General features: G+C 54.8%; 13 protein-coding genes and 1 riboswitch. Of the genes, 6 read left to right on the forward strand and 7 right to left on the reverse strand.

What is annotated here, in order from left to right:
• The first annotated feature begins 32 nt into the window (after positions 1 to 32).
• The 5 genes from EFA69_RS10015 to metH all read left to right on the forward strand — a co-directional run bounded on the left by EFA69_RS10015 (position 33) and on the right by metH (position 8,724).
• Positions 33 to 2,456 (forward strand): DUF5916 domain-containing protein, encoded by a 2,424-nt coding sequence (locus EFA69_RS10015; RefSeq protein ID WP_221175705.1) that lies wholly within the window; start codon positions 33 to 35, stop codon positions 2,454 to 2,456.
• Positions 2,457 to 2,465: 9 nt separating this feature from the next.
• Entirely contained in the window at positions 2,466 to 3,128 is a 663-nt protein-coding gene (locus EFA69_RS10020; RefSeq protein ID WP_123132944.1) for an oxidoreductase, read from the forward strand.
• 114 nt (positions 3,129 to 3,242) lie between these two features.
• The gene (locus tag EFA69_RS10025) at positions 3,243 to 4,031 is read left to right on the forward strand and encodes an SAM-dependent methyltransferase (protein ID WP_123132945.1); all 789 of its coding nucleotides are present in this window, start codon (positions 3,243 to 3,245) and stop codon (positions 4,029 to 4,031) included.
• 129 nt (positions 4,032 to 4,160) lie between these two features.
• Positions 4,161 to 4,670, forward strand: coding sequence for a hypothetical protein (locus EFA69_RS10030; protein ID WP_123132946.1), 510 nt, complete (start codon positions 4,161 to 4,163; stop codon positions 4,668 to 4,670).
• 173 nt (positions 4,671 to 4,843) lie between these two features.
• Positions 4,844 to 4,952: riboswitch (SAM riboswitch) on the forward strand.
• Positions 4,953 to 5,034: 82 nt separating this feature from the next.
• A complete protein-coding gene (gene metH, locus EFA69_RS10035; RefSeq protein ID WP_123132947.1) occupies positions 5,035 to 8,724 on the forward strand; it encodes a methionine synthase in 3,690 nt (1,229 codons plus the stop codon).
• Positions 8,725 to 8,978: 254 nt separating this feature from the next.
• Here metH and EFA69_RS20275 read toward each other — a convergent pair whose 3' ends face one another.
• Positions 8,979 to 9,152, reverse strand: coding sequence for a hypothetical protein (locus EFA69_RS20275; RefSeq protein ID WP_183906741.1), 174 nt, complete (start codon positions 9,150 to 9,152; stop codon positions 8,979 to 8,981).
• A gap of 36 nt (positions 9,153 to 9,188) precedes the next feature.
• Here EFA69_RS20275 and metF point away from each other — a divergent pair, with 36 nt between their 5' ends.
• On the forward strand, positions 9,189 to 10,142 hold the full coding sequence (gene metF / locus EFA69_RS10040; RefSeq protein ID WP_123132948.1) for a methylenetetrahydrofolate reductase [NAD(P)H]: 954 nt from the start codon (positions 9,189 to 9,191) through the stop codon (positions 10,140 to 10,142).
• A gap of 208 nt (positions 10,143 to 10,350) precedes the next feature.
• On the opposite strand, the gene EFA69_RS10045 is transcribed toward metF, so the two are convergent.
• From EFA69_RS10045 to EFA69_RS10070, 6 genes are all read right to left on the reverse strand, one after another.
• A complete protein-coding gene (locus EFA69_RS10045) occupies positions 10,351 to 11,289 on the reverse strand; it encodes a succinylglutamate desuccinylase/aspartoacylase family protein (protein ID WP_123132949.1) in 939 nt (312 codons plus the stop codon).
• The gene (rimK, locus tag EFA69_RS10050) at positions 11,267 to 12,202 is read right to left on the reverse strand and encodes a 30S ribosomal protein S6--L-glutamate ligase (RefSeq protein WP_123132950.1); all 936 of its coding nucleotides are present in this window, start codon (positions 12,200 to 12,202) and stop codon (positions 11,267 to 11,269) included. The genes EFA69_RS10045 and rimK overlap by 23 nt, the downstream gene beginning before the upstream one ends.
• Entirely contained in the window at positions 12,199 to 12,693 is a 495-nt protein-coding gene (locus EFA69_RS10055) for an ATP-dependent zinc protease family protein (RefSeq protein ID WP_123132951.1), read from the reverse strand. The genes rimK and EFA69_RS10055 overlap by 4 nt, the downstream gene beginning before the upstream one ends.
• 56 nt (positions 12,694 to 12,749) lie before the next feature.
• A complete protein-coding gene (locus tag EFA69_RS10060; protein WP_123132952.1) occupies positions 12,750 to 13,961 on the reverse strand; it encodes a PQQ-dependent sugar dehydrogenase in 1,212 nt (403 codons plus the stop codon).
• A gap of 131 nt (positions 13,962 to 14,092) precedes the next feature.
• Positions 14,093 to 14,908 carry an alpha/beta hydrolase gene (locus EFA69_RS10065; protein ID WP_245964538.1) on the reverse strand — a complete coding sequence of 272 codons (816 nt, stop codon included), beginning with the start codon at positions 14,906 to 14,908 and terminating at the stop codon, positions 14,093 to 14,095.
• 169 nt (positions 14,909 to 15,077) lie between these two features.
• Positions 15,078 to 17,633: a family 20 glycosylhydrolase gene (locus EFA69_RS10070; RefSeq protein WP_245964539.1), complete on the reverse strand. Its 2,556-nt coding sequence runs from the start codon at positions 17,631 to 17,633 to the stop codon at positions 15,078 to 15,080.
• Positions 17,634 to 17,776 lie beyond the last annotated feature (143 nt).

The following is a 17,776-nucleotide window of genomic DNA, read 5'->3' on the forward strand; positions in this document are numbered from 1 at the left end:
TTGGCCAAACCCCCGTGCCTGTCAAAAAACAGATGACCGCCGTTAGAACGGCCACCCCACCCAAGCTAGATGGTCTGCCTACCGAAGAAGTCTGGTTACAGGCCCCTCCGGCCACAGATTTTATCCAGAACGAGCCGGTGAACGGGGCCCCTTCGCGCCAGCGCACGGAGGTACGCCTTCTCTATGACGACCAGGCCATTTACATAGGGGCCATTCTCTATGACAGCTCCCCAGACTCTGTCCTTACCCAGCTGAGCCAGCGCGACGGCGGACAGGTGAACGCAGACATGTTTGGGGTGTACTTAGACACGTACCTGGACAAGCAGAACGCCTTTGGGTTTGAGGTTTCCACCGCGGGCGTGCAAACCGATTTCCGGGCCACAAGCAACGGCAATGACTTCTCCTGGAACGCCGTCTGGGAAAGCACCGTGGCCCGCCATGCGCAGGGCTGGTCCGTGGAGTTCAGGATTCCGTACTCGGCCCTCCGTTTTCCAAAGAAGGACGTGCAGAGCTGGGGCATTAACTTCTGGCGTTCTACCCGCCGCTACCGTGAGAGTGCCTTCTGGAATTTCATAGACAGCTCCATCCAGGGCTTCGCAAACCAGTTTGGCGTGTTACAGGGGGTGCAGGGGCTGGAAGCGCCGCTGCGGCTGTCATTGATGCCGTACCTTTCCGGCTACGCCGATCATTACCCGCACGGCAAAGCGGACAAGAAAGACCTTAAAACCACGGTTAATGGTGGTATGGACATTAAATACGGTATCAATGACGCCTTTACCTTAGACATGACCCTGGTGCCGGACTTCGGGCAGGCGCAGTCAGACGCGCAGGTGCTCAACCTCTCGCCGTTTGAGGTGAGGTTCAATGAAAATCGTCAGTTCTTCACGGAAGGGACCGAGCTTTTCAACAAAGCCGGACTTTTCTATTCCAGACGCATTGGGGCCACGCCATTGTTATACGATGACCTGCCCTATGACAGAAACCGCTACGGCGAAGGTCCGGCGCAAGTGCAGGTGGTTGAAAACCCAGACAAAACAAGCCTCCTCAACGCCACCAAAATATCAGGGAGAACCAACAAAGGACTAGGCATTGGCTTGTTCAACGCCGTGACGCGCAACACCTACGCTACCCTCAGAAGCAACCGCCTGGAAGAGGAATTTAAGGTCTTGACAGACCCGGCCACCAACTACAACGTGCTGGTGCTGGACCAAACGCTGCCCAACAGCTCTTACGTCACCTTCACCAACACCAACGTAACCCGAAGCGCCGGTTTTTACAATGCCAACGTGACCGGGCTCATGACGCGGCTCTCCAACAAGAAGAACTCGTACGCCCTCAACCTATCGGGTAACCTGAGCCAGCGCTACAACAAAGGCGAGATAGAAGAAGGCACCCACAAAGTGGAACTGGGCCATGCCTACGCCGCCAGCTTTGGGAAGACCAGCGGTAATTTCCAGTTCACGGTGAGCCACAGCGTGGAGAGCCATACCTATGAAATCAATGACCTGGGCTATCTGGAGAACAACAACTCCCTGGAGAACGCGGCCAATGTGCGGTACAACCTCTACAAGCCCTTCTGGAAGCTGAACAATATGTACAACACCTTAGGCGTGGAGCACCGCATGCTGTACAAACCCAACAAGCTGGCGCAGCTGGTGTACTTTCTGGAGACCAACGCCACCACCAGAAACTTCCTTTCCTTTGGATACACCCTCTCCTGGCTTCCGCTGAACAACTATGACTATTTTGAGCCTCGGTCTTATGACGCCAACCGTGCTCCTAACCGCCGGTGGCGCGACCCGTCCGGCTGGGAGATAAGTGGCTATATCTCCAGCGACTACCGCAAGAAATTCGCGCTGGACATAAACGGCGGCCTCTACCGCTCCGCGGAATATGACCGCCTTACCCAGTGGGTTGGCCTCAGTCCCCGCCTGCGCGTGAACGACAACCTCCAGCTGGTGTACAGCGTGGATCTGAACCAGGCCCTCCGCGACTTCGGGTTCACGGGCAACGGCGGGCAGGACAGCATCTTCTTCGGGAACCGTACGGTGTACACGGTGAGCAACACCCTTACTGGCACGTACATCTTCAACGCCCGCACCGCACTTAACCTAAACATGCGCCACTATTGGTCTAATGCCACCTACAAAGAGCACTATCTGCTGCTGGAAGACGGGAACATGGCACCCCTGGGCTACAAACCCACCTCGCCGTGGGCCGATGACCGCAACTTCAACGCCTTCAACGTAGACCTGGTGTACAGCTGGCGGTTTGCCCCGGGCAGTGAGGTGAGCGTGGTCTGGAAGAACGCCATTGACTACAGTCTTTTCCCCAGCCGGAACGACTATTTCCTGAACCTGCGCAATACCTTACAGGCCAAACAATTAAACAGCTTCTCCGTTAAGGTTCTATATTACCTGGATTATCAGGTGCTTAGAAAAGCCTTAAAATCATAGACCGGAGATATGGTATCTGCCAAGACTGCTCTTATTGCTGGCGCCAGCGGATTGGTGGGCGGCCACTGTCTTCAACTGCTGCTGCAAAGCCCCCGCTATAACAAGGTGATCTCCATTGGCCGAAAAACGCTTCCCGTGGAACATCCCAAACTACAGCAGCTCACCGTAGATTTTGACCACCTGGAAAAGCACCGCCACAGCCTCATCGCCGATGACGTGTATTGCTGCCTGGGCACCACCATCAAGAAAGCCGGCTCCAAGGAAAATTTCAGGAAGGTAGATTACCAGTATGTGGTGAACCTGGCCAAAGTCACCTCCGGGCATTTCGCCACGCAGTTTCTGGTGGTGTCGGCGTTGGGGGCAGATGGCGGTTCCAGCATTTTCTATAACCAGGTGAAAGGCGAGATGGAGCAGGCCGTGAAAGCGCTTCCGTTTACGGCCGTGCATATTTTCCAGCCCTCGCTGCTGTTAGGCGACCGGCAGGAGTTCAGGCTGGGCGAGAAGGCCGCCGAAGTGTTCATGAAAGGGTTCGGTTTCCTGTTCAAAGGGCCGCTGAACAAGTACCGCGCCATTGAGGCCCGCACCGTTGCCAAGGCCATGCTGGAAGCCGCCAAACAGGACGGCGGCGGCGTGCTGGTGCACCCCTCAGAGCAGATGCAGCAATACGCGTAGCAGCATTCCAGTGCCTGCGTTTAGGGGCTCTTTTTCCAAAAACAGGCGCTAAACGCAAATGCCTTAACTTCCCGGCCACCCATCGCGTAAAGGCAGCAGAAACAACCCAACACCATGGACAACGCTGCCCAGCATCAAATCAAGCATCATTTTCCGCGCAGTACCCAATATGACCCACAATGGGTGCGGGAGCATTCTATGGGAGAGAACGTGCTTTTCAACCTGGAGAGCATTACCTCGCTTATTCCTCTTAAAAAAGGCATGCGAGTGCTGGACTTAGGCTGCGGCAAAGCGGCCAGCTCTATCTTTCTGGCCAACGAGTTTGGGGTGCAGGTCTGGGCCGTGGACGAAGCCATCTCCGCCACAGACAATTACCGCCGCGTGCAGGACGAGAACCTGGAAAACCAAGTATTCCCGCTTCAGGCCGATGCCCGTTCCCTGCCCTTCCCCGAGGAATTCTTTGACGTAGTGCTGGTCATTGACTCCTACACCTACTTCGGCACCGACGACAAGTACCTACCTTACATCTGCCACTTCCTCAAGCCCGATGGCTACATAGGCATTGTGGACGTCTGTTTCAAAGAAGAGATTGAGACCATTGACCAGGTACCCGATTTCCTGCGTGAGGATTTCCAGGCGTACTGGTACTACATCCATTCGGTGGCCTGGTGGCGCAAACTGTGGGAGAAAACCGGCCTGGTCCAGATCAGAACCGCCGAGCTGCTGCCCGCCGCCGAGCTGATAAGGGAACAGTACGTGAAAGACTTTGAGGAGCACGGCCAGAAGAAAGACCCCTTCGCGCGGGCGCTCAAGAAAGATACCGAGCACAAAATCAGTTTCTTCCGGCTGGTGGGCCAGCGCACCTCCCGCGAGGCGTACCTGCAATCCTACAAAAAAAGCTAACTTGCGCGCCCAAAATTGGCCAGAGCCTTGTGTCAGTTTTTATCCACAGGTAAAATAAACCTTAGTTTTGGGCAGTTTTAGAAAGACAGCAAGACATTAAGCCAGCCTTTTTGCAAAGAATCTTTTACTATGAAAAACAAACCTCTTATTTTTGGGCTCGGGATACTCCTGCTGTCCCTTTGCTCTCTTACCGGTGCCCAGGCACAGCAGGGAGGCATAGGGCTCAGGGTGGGCGGCCATACCGCCGGTATCTCCGGGAAATACTTCATGCGGGAGTCACTTGCCCTGGAAGGAATTCTGGGCACCGGCTTTGGCCGAAGAGGCTTCCAATTAACCGCCCTCATTGAGCAGCACGCCGATGCCTTCAGCGTGCCGGGGTTGCGGTGGTTTTACGGCGGTGGTGCCCACGTTGGCTTCTTCAAGGGCCGGTACTACCACAAACGTTCTAGCAGACATTACGAAGACTCTTACAATAGAACCCTCACCACGGTGGGGATAGACGGTATTGTAGGTTTGGAATATCAGATTACGGAAATTCCGCTTTCTCTGTCCCTCGATTTTAAGCCATTTTTCGAGGGTAACCGAGACGGGATTTTCTTGTATGGAGACGGAGCTCTGACCGTGCGCTATACATTCTAATGCTTCCCCGAACCTACTAGAAAAGCCTGCCTCGTGCAGGCTTTTTCTTTTTCCATGGTTTTGCGTTTAGCGCCTGTTTTTGGAAAAAGAGCCCCTAAACGCAATGATCCCCACCATTGAATCGCCCGCCCAATCCCCTTGCAGAATCCAACCCCAGCCCGTACCTTTGCAGATGCTTATCAAGAAAGACGGAGGGATTAGGCCCTGTGATGTCTTAGCAACCCAATTCAGTTGGGTGCTACTTCCTACCCGCTGCCACTGCTGCAACGGGGGAGATGAGTGACGGAGATTCCTACACGCCTACCCGCCACTTCCTCCTACCCTTTCTTGAGCCGCCACTAACCCTTTAGGTTTGCACAAGAAGATGACCCGCATTGAGGAAGAAGTACAGAAACGAATTTTAGTCTTAGACGGTGCCATGGGTACCATGATCCAGCGGTACAACCTGCAAGAGGAAGATTACCGCGGCGAACGTTTCAAAGACTACCACCTGGACGTGAAGGGCAACAATGATTTGCTTTCCCTCACCCAACCCCACATCATCAAGGAAATCCACAGCCTCTACTTTGAGGCGGGCGCCGATATTGCCGAGACCAACACTTTCAGCGGCACCTCCATCGCCATGGCCGACTACGACATGCAGGACCTGGTGTACGAGCTGAACTATGAATCGGCGCGCATTGCCCGCGAAGCCGCCGATGAGTGGACTGCCAGAACGCCAGACAAACCGCGTTTTGTAGCCGGAGCCATCGGGCCTACCAATCGTACCGCTTCTTTATCGCCAGATGTGAACAACCCCGGCTACCGCGCCATTACCTATGATGAGCTGGTAGAAGCCTACACCGAGCAGGTGCGCGGGCTGGTAGACGGCGGCGTGGATTTGCTGTTGGTGGAAACCATCTTTGATACCTTGAATGCCAAGGCGGCACTGTTCGCCATTGACCAATACAGCCAGCAGACGGGCAAGCGCCTGCCGCTCATGGTGTCCGGTACCATTACCGATGCCAGCGGTCGTACCCTATCCGGCCAGACCGTCGAGGCGTTTTTGTACTCGGTTTCACACATGCCGTTGCTGAGCGTGGGCTTTAACTGCGCCCTCGGGGCGAAGCAGTTGCGTCCGCACTTGCAGAGCTTAAGCAAGGCGTCTAAGTTCCACATCAGTGCCTACCCCAATGCCGGTCTGCCCAACGCCTTCGGAGCGTATGACGAGACACCGGAGCAAATGGGCCAGCACATCCGTGATTTCCTGGAGAACAACTTCGTGAACATCGTGGGGGGCTGCTGCGGAACTACGCCGCCGCACATCAAGGTCATCGCTGAGATTGCCAAAGAATACCCGCCGCGCCCGCTGCCACAATTACCGGCCGTTCCTACCTACTCGGGCCTGGAGCCGCTCACGGTGTACGAAGGCTCTAACTTCGTGAACATAGGCGAGCGTACCAACGTGACCGGTTCCAAGAAATTCGCCCGTCTCATTCTGAACGAGCAGTACGAAGAAGCCCTGGCCGTAGCCCGTCAGCAGGTGGAGAACGGCGCCCAGATCATTGACGTGAACATGGACGAAGGCATGCTGGACTCCGAAGCCGCCATGACCCTGTTCCTGAACCTGATCGCCTCTGAGCCAGACATCGCGCGGGTGCCCATCATGATCGACTCCTCCAAGTGGAGCGTGATTGAGGCCGGTCTCAAGTGCGTGCAAGGCAAAGCCATCGTGAACTCTATCTCGCTCAAAGAAGGCGAAGAGAAGTTCAAAGAGTACGCCCGCAAAGTGCGCAGCTACGGCGCCGCCGTGGTAGTGATGGCGTTTGACGAAGAAGGCCAGGCCGATAACTACGAGCGCCGCATCCAGATCTGTGAGCGTGCCTATAACATCCTGACCAAAGAAGTAGGCTTCCCCGCCGAGGACATCATCTTTGACCCCAACATCCTCACCGTGGCCACCGGTATGGAGGAGCACAACAACTACGCCGTCGACTTCATTAACGCCACCCGCTGGATCAAACAGAACCTGCCGGGTGCCAAAGTAAGCGGCGGGGTGAGTAATATTTCCTTCTCGTTCCGGGGCAATGACCCCGTGCGCGAGGCCATGCACTCTGTATTCCTGTACCACGCCATCAAAGCCGGTCTGGATATGGGCATTGTGAACGCGGGTATGCTGGAAGTCTACGAGGAAATCCCGAAGGACCTGCTGGAGCGCGTAGAGGATGTGCTGCTGAACCGCCGCCCCGATGCCACCGAGCGTCTGGTGGAGTTCGCCGAAACGGTGAAAAACAAAGGCAAAGAAGTGGTGCGTGACGAGGCTTGGCGCCAGGAACCGGTGCAGAAACGCTTGACGCACGCGCTGGTGAAAGGACTGGTAGAATACATTGACCAGGACGTGGAGGAAGCCCGCCACCTCTACAGCAAACCGCTGGAAGTGATTGAAGGTCCGCTCATGGACGGCATGAACGTAGTGGGTGACCTCTTCGGCGAAGGCAAAATGTTCCTGCCGCAGGTAGTGAAAAGCGCCCGCGTCATGAAGAAAGCCGTGGCCTACTTGTTACCGTTCATTGAGGAAGAGAAAGTACGCGCCGCCGCTTCCGGTGACACCTCTACCCGCCAGACCAACGGAAAAATCCTGATGGCAACGGTGAAAGGCGATGTGCACGACATCGGGAAAAACATTGTGGGCGTGGTCTTGGCCTGCAACAACTACGAGGTGATTGACCTGGGCGTGATGACGCCCGCCGATAAAATCTTGGATGCCGCCCGCGAGCACAACGTGGACGTGATCGGACTCAGTGGTCTGATTACGCCGTCACTGGACGAGATGGTGCACGTAGCCCGCGAAATGGAGCGGCAGAACTTCAATATTCCGCTGCTTATTGGCGGGGCCACCACGTCCCGCGCGCATACGGCCGTGAAAGTAGCGCCCGCCTATAACGGAACCGTCGTGCACGTACTGGATGCTTCGCGCAGCGTACCGGTGGTTGGTAATTTGCTGAGCCCGGACAACAAGGAGCAGTTTGCGGTAGACATCAGGAAAGAATATGATGAGATGCGCGAAGGCTATCTGAGCCGCCAGAAGGAAAAGAAATACTTACCTATTGCCGAGGCCCGCGCGAACAAGCTGCCCATTGAGTGGAAAGCCGAAGACGTGTACACGCCAGCCAAAACCGGCGTGCAGGTGTTCCAGAACTTCCCGCTGGAGGAACTGGTGCCGTACATTGACTGGACGCCCTTTTTCCAGGCTTGGGAACTGCACGGCAAATTCCCGAAACTGCTGGAAGACCCGATTGTAGGCGCGGAAGCCACCAAACTGTACGCCGATGCTCAGGCTTTGCTCCAACGCATTGTAGACGAGAAGCTACTTACCGCCAACGGCGTGGCCGGTTTGTTCCCGGCCAACTCTGTGGGTCATGACGATGTGGAAATCTACACCGATGAGCAGCGTACCCAAGTCCTCACTCACTTCCGTACCCTGCGCCAGCAAGGCCAGAAAGGGCCCAACGTGCCTAACCTCGCACTTGCTGACTTTGTCGCGCCTAAAGAAACTGGCCTGGCAGATTACACGGGAGGCTTTGCCGTAACCGCCGGTATTGGCCTGGACGATCTGGTAAAACAGTTTGAAGCCGACCACGATGATTACCACTCCATCATGGCCAAAGCCTTAGCCGACCGCCTGGCCGAAGCCTTCGCCGAAAAGCTGCACGAGATTGTGCGCAAGGAAATCTGGGCCTACGAGCCCGAGGAAAGCTTCACCAACGAAGAACTCATCAAAGAGAAATACCAGGGCATCCGCCCGGCGCCCGGCTATCCGGCCTGCCCAGACCACACCGAGAAAACCACGCTGTTCCAGCTCCTGAACGTGGAGCAGCACACCGGCATCACCTTAACCGAGAGTCTGGCCATGTGGCCTACGGCAGCGGTATCGGGTATGTACTTCGCGCATAGGCAGTCAAGGTACTTCGGGTTGGGCAAGATTGAGAAAGACCAGGTGGTAGACTACGCCCAGCGCAAAGGCATGACGGTAGAAGAAGTAGAGCGCTGGCTGTCGCCGAATTTGAATTACTGATTTTCCGTTTAGGGGCTGTTTTTCTAAAAAAAGGCCAGAAACAGAAAGGTGAAATGAGTTGAGTTGAATGGTACTAGAGGAACTTGGCATCCACCTTGGGTTCTGTTTTCTCTGCTACCCTCTCCCCCTCCTGTCATCTTGGAAAGATCTTGTGGGCGAACTAGAAAAGCATTAAAGAAGCGCTGCTACCGTTCGATCACAAGATCCTTTCAGGATGACAAAAAGAAGGGAGACTAGTTATAGAGGTGAAGCCTCTATCCATGTAAATAAAAATGGCGCAAGCGGCCGTTTGTGCTGGCGTTTAGGGGCTGTTTTTCTGAAAACAGGTCAAAAACAGAAATGCGTGCGATGGACGCAAGCAGACGCTTGCGCCAGAAAATCGCAAAAGAAACAGAAGCATCGCCCTTGGCGGAATCAAAAATAAACATCGGCCAACGGCCAAAAAAGACACCGACACTACGTCAATGAAAGTTACTGAGCACTTACAGAACGCAGACAAAACCCTTTTCTCCTTTGAGATTCTGCCGCCGGTGAAAGGCACCAGCATCCAGTCTATCTACGAGGGCATTGACCCGCTTATGGAGTTCAAGCCGCCGTTCATCAACGTGACTTATCACCGCGAGGAATACGTGTTCAAGGAGCGCGAGAATGGCTTGCTGGAGAAAATCACCATTAGGAAGCGGCCCGGCACGGTGGGTATCTGTTCGGCCATCATGAACAAGTACCACGTAGATGCGGTGCCGCACATCATATGCGGGGGCTTCAGCAAAGAGGAAACCGAAAACGCGCTCATGGACCTCAACTTCCTGGGCATTGATAACGTGCTCCTGCTGCGCGGCGATGCCGTCAAAACCGAACCTGGATTCCGTCCGCATAAAGACGGGCACGCCCATGCCTCAGATCTGATCCAGCAGGTGGTGCAGTTGAACCACGGCCATTACCTGGACGAGGAGATGGAAAACCCCGTACCCACTGATTTCTGCATTGGCGTAGCCGGGTACCCCGAAAAACACGTAGAGGCACCCAACCTGGCCACCGACCTCAAGTACCTGAAACACAAGATAGACTTAGGAGCCGAGTACATCATCACGCAGATGTTCTTTGACAACGAGAAATTCTGCGACTTTGTGAAAGCCTGCCGCGCCGTGGGCATCAAAGTTCCCATTATTCCGGGCCTGAAGCCCCTCACCACCAAAAGCCAACTGAACGTACTGCCCCGCTACTTTAATATAGACCTGCCCGAAGATCTGGTGAATGCCGTGGAGGCCGCCAAAACCCCGGCCGAGGTGAAACAGGTAGGCATTGAGTGGACTATTCAGCAATGCAAAGAGTTGGTGGAGTTTGGCGTGCCATGCCTGCATTTCTACACCATGAGTAAATCTGAGGCCACCGCGGCGGTAGCCCGGGCCATTTTCTAAGATTGCTGGTTTAAGGCAGATTCCGGAAAAAGAGCCGCTAAACGGAAGGCCCCTCTACTGATTGGTAGAGGGGCCTTCCGTTTTTATGCTACTACAGCTTCACTCATCCGCAGCTGAAATGCGTTTAGGGGCTCTCTTTCCGGAATCTGCCCCAAAGTAGCAAAACCACCAGGAAGCTAGGCTATTCGGCAGTTGGCCGATCTGGCCACTAATACCCGATGTGCAGGATGGCGTCGCCTTGGTTTACCACCGGCATGTTGTTGATCCCAATCACGTACCCGCTTACATGTGAGGCAATGGGATGGGTGGCATAGCCGTACGGATCTGAAACGGCTCCTACCTGCTGCCCGCGGCTGATGGCCTGCCCATTTTTCACGAAGCTGCGGAACAGCCCGGCCCTCCGGGCCCTGATCCAGGACGTATGTCGGCATACCACCGAGGGCTGAGACGCCGGAACGCTGTTTTCCACCATGCCCAGATGGTGCATCACGCGCACGGCCCCCTCCATGGCCAGATTGATTCCCGCCTCATCAAACCGGAGCGACTCACCGGTTTCGTAGACGATGATGGATTTACCTAACTTAGAAGCTTCCTTGCGCAGAGACCCCGGGCGCAGCTTTGAATCCAGGATGAACGGAGCGCCAAAGGCCTGCGCCAAGGGCTCATTGCCCTCGCCTTCCAGCTCGCAGCGTATCTGCGGAAAATTTGATCGGCTGGAGCCGCCAGTATGGAAGTCAATGCCATAGTCTACCAACGGCAGTATCTCTGAGGTGAAGCGTGCCGCCACCCGGCTGGCCAAGGAGCCTTTGGCGTTCCCCGGGAAACTTCGGTTCACGTCTTTCCCGTCCGGTACCTCGCGGGAGAAGTTCAGGAAACCGTAGATGTTCAGGATGGGAATGGCCAGCACCGTTCCGCGCAGGGGTTGCAGCATATTGCGCCTGATCATGCGCCGGATGGTCTCTACGCCGTTGACCTCGTCTCCGTGCATACCCGCCATGAGCAGCAGCACCGGGCCCGGCTCCTGCGCCCTGAACACGTGGATAGGAATGTCAATGGCGGTACCGCTGGGCAGCCTGGAAATGTTAAGCCGAACTAAAATATTATCCCCAGGATAAATGGGAATGTCATTGATGGTCATCTCCGCCATCTGGGGTCTTGTTTTGTTTGGTTTTCTTAGACTTGCCTTTGTTCACCAGCAACTCTGTATACTCAATGATTTTACCGGCAATGTCCTGTTGGGTAGCTTTCTCAATGCCCTCCAGCCCCGGCGAGGAATTCACTTCCAGAATAAGCGGCCCGCGTTTAGATTGCAGCATGTCTACACCGGCCACGTCCAGCCCCAGAGACTTGGCAGCCATGAGCGCGGCGGCTTTCTCTGCGCGGGTAAGCTTAATGAGGCTGGCACTGCCGCCGCGGTGCAGGTTAGACCTGAACTCGCCCTCTTTGCCCTGGCGCTTCATGGCGCCCACCACCTCGCCGTTCACCACAAACACACGTATGTCGGCGCCCTTGCTTTCGGCAATGAACTCCTGCACAATGATACGGGCCTTGAGGTTGTGGAAGGCTTCAATCACAGACTCAGCGGCTTTCTGGGTTTCCGCGAGCACCACGCCCAGACCTTGGGTACCTTCCAGCAACTTAATTACCAGCGGGGCACCGCCCACTTCCGTGATCAGTTCTTTGACTTGTTTGGAATAGTTGGTAAAGGCTGTCTTGGGCATGCCCAGTCCCGCCCGTGCCATGATCTGGAGGCTGCGGAGTTTGTCTCTGGACCGCACAATAGACTGCGAGGCCACCACGCTTTTTACCTTCATCATCTCAAACTGGCGCACCACGGCCGTTCCGTAAAACGTAACCGAAGCCCCAATTCTGGGAATGATGGCATCTATGCCAGTAAGCAGTTCGCCTTTGTAGAGAATATGCGGGTCGCCTTTCTCCATGACCAGGTCACAGCGCAAATGGTCAAGCACCACGGCCTCGTGCCCGCGCTGCTGGGCGGCTTCCACCAACCGGCGGGTGGAATATAATTTGGGGTTGCGAGAAAGGATCGCAATTTTCATAAGGGCGGATTCTTGGGTGAATTACTTTTTTTCCTGGTTTTGTTTTTGGCCTTGAGCGACAGGTTTTTCCTGGACACGTCTACAATGAAACGTTTCCGGAGCAGCGTACGGCCCAAAAGGACCGGATATTTAAGGTCGCTGCGGTCTGAGAGGGAGAACTCTGTCTCTACCTCCTGCCCATGGATAAGAATCTTGGTACGGATAACGTAGCGTTCCTGTACATCGCCAAACGAACTTTTTACACTCCGCAGATCAAAATCTGTGAACTGGAACGCTTTGTGGTTGTAAGCCGGGTGGTTCTCGTCCAGGAGTTCAAAGTGGATGGCGCGTTGCCCGTTGGGTAAATCTACCTCCCGGATGTTGTTGCAGTGGATGGAGGAGGTGTAGGCCCCGGTGTCTACCTTGGCTTCTATCTCATACAGCTCCAACTCCGGGAAATCTACCATCTCCCTTCTCCCAATGATACTTTTTTCAGCACGGTCTTTCTTCATATGCCAATGCTTAGCTGTTTTTGAGCCAATTTGTGAAAAAGAAGCCAGAAACGGAATTACTTGTTGCCGGTGTAGGTAATGCGGTAAATGGCATCGTTCATGTCATCAGAGACCAGCAGAGAGCCGTCTGGCATTACCTCCACGTCTACCGGGCGGCCCCATTCCTTGCCATTCTGCAGCCAACCGGCGGCAAACGGTACAAAACTGGACTTGCCCTGGGCATCGGTACGGAACAAGCTCACCCGGTACCCAATTTTCTCTGAACGGTTCCAGGAGCCGTGCTCCGCAATGAAGATCTGGTTTTTATACATCTCCGGGAACATGTTGCCGGTATAGAACTCCATGCCCAAGGTACCGCCGTGTGGGTTCAGCTTCTGCACGGGCGCGGTGTAGTCGGCGCAGTTTTTCCCTTTGCCAAACTCAGGGTCTAGAGTCTCGCCGGCGTGGCAGAACGGGTACCCGAAGTGCATGCCCTTCTTAGGGGCGCGGTTCAGTTCATCTGGGGGCATGTTATCGCCCATGAGGTCACGGCCGTTGTCGGTGAACCAGAGCTCTTTGGTTTGCGGATGCCAGTCAAAGCCCACGGTATTGCGCACGCCGCTGGCAAACACCTCCAGGCCAGATCCGTCTGGGTTCATGCGGTTGATGGCTGCAAACACCGGTTCTTTTCTGAGGCAGATATTACAAGGCGCCCCCACCGGCACATACAGCTTATCATCTGGCCCAAAGGCGATGTATTTCCAGCCGTGGTGTTCTTCGGTAGGGAATTTATCATAAATGACTTTGGGCGCAGGCGGGTTCTTCAGGTTCTCCGCGATGTTGTCATAGCGGGTAATGCGGCTGATCTCAGCTACGTACAGCGCCCCGTTGCGCAGCGCTACGCCGTTGGGCATTTTAAGGCCGGAGGCAATGGTAATGATTTCGTCTACTTTGCCGTCTTTGTTTTTGTCTGGCAAGGCGTACACGCTGCCCTTATCGCGGGAGCCCACATAGAGGGTACCGTCTGGCCCCAGAGCCATGGAACGGGCGTTTACCACGTTGCGGGCGTAATAGCTGATCTGGAAGCCATCTGGTAATGTGATCTTGGCCAGGTCAGCATCGGTGGCAGGCTGCTCGGTTACTTCTTCTGAAACCGTGTCTTGGGCGGCGGCGGAGGTACGCTCCCCCTCCTCCTGGGCATCTGGTTTACCAGAGTTAGACGAACAAGCCAGTTGGCCCAAGAGCACCAGCAGGCTGGCCCCCATTTTTAGAGATAAAGGAAATTTCATAGTGTTAGATTGTACTGTGTCTAGGTAGCAGAGAAGCTCCCGCCGCCAATTAGGCGCATCTAGCTCTGACCCGTTCTGGCAAAACTACGCTTAAAACGGAACTCTCCCTTAAGCGGTATACGCAAAGAAACTCAGTTGGCTGTCTGGGAAGTACGGTGCTTCCGGAGCCAGGTAGCTACCGTGTACAGCAAATTGGTGTGCCCGGTCTGCAACACCACCAGTTTATGCCGTTTTAAAGCGCTCAGGAATACCTGCAGCCGTTTCTGGGAGATGATCTGGTCATATTTCCCCAGGAAGATGGTAACCTGGATATTACTCTGGTTCAGGAGCCGCACTATGCTGCGGGTATCAAAGGTAAGTTTGCTGAAACCGGTCCAGCTGCGGTACACGCGCAGGCGCTTCTGGGGCGAGTCCATCTGCCAGTTGGCAAATTTAACCAACCCCGAGTTGACCCACTGTCTGCGTTCCAGCCAGCTAAGGGTCTTGAAAAAGCGGGTAGGCCGCAAAACAATACGTTTGAACAACCCCTGCAACCAGCCTGGGTAGGTGGCGATGCTGTAGAGCAGATGCGTTCTGATGCCGTCTGGGGCAATCAGGTACAATTCATCCATCTGCGCATGGAACCTCTCCAGCACCGTAAGCGCGAACTTACCGCCCATGCTGAACGCCATCACCGAGAACCGGTTTATTTCCTCCCTGGCCAGCAGTTCCTGGATAAACTCCTGCAGTTTCTTCTTAGACAGCGGCAGGTCTGCTTTGCTCAAGGTGCTTTGCCCATGGAAGAAAAGATCAACGGCATAAACGGTATACTCTGGGTGCAGGGTACGCGCCATGGCATCATAATAATGCCCCTCCTGCCCGTATCCATGAAACGCCAGCAGCGCCTTAGGCCCGTTGCCCATGACACGGTAATGCAGTTTGGAAGATTTCAGCTGGATGGTGGGCACAGTTCTTTCGCTTTCAGATGGAAAATTACCTTTTACGTTTATCTGCAGATGAAAAGCCGTTTAGGGGCTGCTTTTCTAAAAACAGCCCCTAAACGGTTAGGTAGATAAATTTTATTCAGGCCGATTTCATCACTCCTAAAGACCAGGAGCAAACACGGATAGCGAGTACTTACTTGTTCTCCACCGTGGTTACCCTACTCATGCGTCCGGCGGGGTCAAACACAGCTAGTTTAATGGTTCCTTTCTGCGCGATGGGGCCTGTGTAGATTTTGCTTTTGGCCGTGGGTACTTCCCCGTTGGTAGTGTACCGGATGGTCATGCCCGGCAGCTGCACATTGGCCAGTACCTCCCCGTTCTGCACCACGGCCCCTGCCGTAGGAATGCGGTAGTTGAAGCCGCCCGCGTAGTAGTTCAACCTAGGCAGCTCGCGTTTGCCCAGCACGTTCACAAAAGCAGACCAGGCTTGCGCGTAGGCGGCTTTGCTTTGCGCCGACTCCGGGTTAGAAGCCCAGGCAGGATCCGGTGACCAGGCTCTCTCCGCTAACCCCAGCAGCTTGGGCAACAGCATGTACTCAAACCGTTCTGGCGTAGTGACCATTTCGCTCCATAGTGGGGCTTGCAGACCTACAATATTGGCGCGGGCTTCGGGTCTGAGTTGCTCTTTGTCAGAGAAGGCGGCGGTAGAGGTGAGCGGCTGGTTGTCATCGTTTACCTTAATGCTCTTCATGTAGTCAAAAGGAATGAAATAGAACCCTTTGTCTACGTCTGTGTAGCCGCCCCAGTACAGGCCGGGCTCATCGTATTCCTTCTGGTAAGCGAGGTCCAGGTAATAGTGGCTCACATTGGTCAAGACTACTTTATACCCAGCGTTGGCCATGCGGTACGGCAGATCTAGGTTGGCGCCCTGGTTGTTCCAGACATCTACGTGGAAATTCTCTTTCACGAAGTCTGGGTTGGCCACGTAGCTCAGTTTCCCGTTCGTTCTCACCTTGCTGAGGCCCACTTCCTCCCAACCGGACAGGTAAAGGCTCCGCGCCTTCAGCATGTCATTCAATTTCCCGAAGAAATAGTACCACAGGTCATCAATGGTTTTCACCTTAGAATCTTTAGCCATCAACTGCTGCACCACCGGCGATTTTTCCCAGACCCCTCTGGGCACTTCATCGCCCCCGAAGTGGATGGTACTGATGGGCGCTCCGGCTTCTTTGTACATGGCCAGCAGCTCATCGGTCACTTTTTCCAGGAAGTTGTAGGTAGACGGCAGCGCCACGTTCATAACGTTGTCATTGAAGTACTGCACAGAGCGGTACACCGATTGGTCGTTCAGATCGCGGAGCAGATACTGTTCGGCCTCGGCTTTCTTGCCTTCCTTCATGAGGCGCTCGTAGCGGGCATCCATAGACTTGATGGCGGCGCGGGCGTGGCCGGGCGTTTCTACCTCGGGAATTACTCTGATGTGGCGATCGCGGGCGTATTTCAGGATCTCCACAAAATCAGCTTTGGTATAAAAGCCGCTGCCGCTGCTCTTGTCTACCTCGGGCCCGGAACCGTAAGACGGTTGCAGGAAGTTCTTCTCGCCCTCTGAATGCCCTCTGCGGCCGCCTACCTGCGTCAGTTCCGGTAAGCCGGGAATCTCAATGCGCCAGCCTTCGTCGTCGTTCAGGTGGAAATGCAGCACGTTCAGTTTGTAGAGCGCCATGAGGTCCAGCACTTTCAGCACTTGGGCCTTCTTCTGGAAATTGCGGGCCACATCCATCATGAACGCCCGGTGCCCGAACCTGGGCTCGTCTTTCACCTGCACTCCCGGTACCGCCACGGAAGTCTGCTTGCTGGCCAAGGCCGAAGCCGGTAGCAGCGACTGTAAAGACTGCGTGCCGTAGAAAGCACCCGCCGGGCCGGAGGCCGAGATCACAATTTCCTGCGGGCTAACCGTTAACTCATAGGCCTCGGGCCCGAGTCCTTCTTTCTTCTGCAAGCGGATAGCCTTTCCCGCGCCCGAGGTTTTCACTTCCGGCTTTTTCCCAAAAATGGTGTTCAGGCGGGTGGCCAGCAAGGACGCTTCACGTTGGAATGCCTGATCTGCTACCACCGGAACAGCCTCCGTAAGGGCAAAGGCTTGTCCGGTTTCTTTGTACTGCGCCGGCGTAGGAAACACTTTGGTAAGCTCATTGGCCGGCACGTCTTTTATACCGCTGTTGCGGCCGTAAATGTCTTGGGGGGTAGTCCAGCCCACCATGTTCTTGGAGGGTTTAATGATTTGGTTCTGGACGGTGTAGCCCTTGGATTTGTCTTTGTCCCAGACCAGGTAAAACCCTCTGGGTGCTCTTGATTCATTCACAATCTGTCCGGCAGCCACCAACTCCACTCTTAACGTTTCCCCGGCCGCCAATTCTTTGAACCCGGTGGTGGGCATTAGCTTGAGGTAATCTCCGTTGATAGGTTCTATTTGGATAGGGGCATTGGAGTCTTTCGGCTTGAAAGAAGGCGTGCCGTGGAAATAGATGGTCCAGCCGGTGGCGGGCAACGGAGATTTTCCCGTGTTTTTGAACGTAAGTACGGAGAGCGTCTGGTTCTTGCCCTGGTGTTTTTCCTCTACCACTTCCCAGGTTAAGGCTACGGGGGCATCGGCACTGTTTTCAGCAGCGGCTTTGGTTGGCTCTTTTTTGGTTTGGGCGGTTGAACAGATGGAAAGGAAACTAAGGAAAGCAACAAGGAGGTGTTTCATAGGGGACATTTCTTTTAAACAAGAAGGGCCATGCCCAACAGTTGTTCAGCTTAGGGCTTCTTGTTCAGCACACAACATAGTTTGAGCGCTAAATATATTACAACCCCACGACTTTCCGGTTCTAATAACCGCTTTATCTCCTG

The sequence above is a fragment of the Rufibacter immobilis genome (assembly GCF_003721565.1).
Classification (GTDB): domain Bacteria; phylum Bacteroidota; class Bacteroidia; order Cytophagales; family Hymenobacteraceae; genus Nibribacter; species Nibribacter immobilis.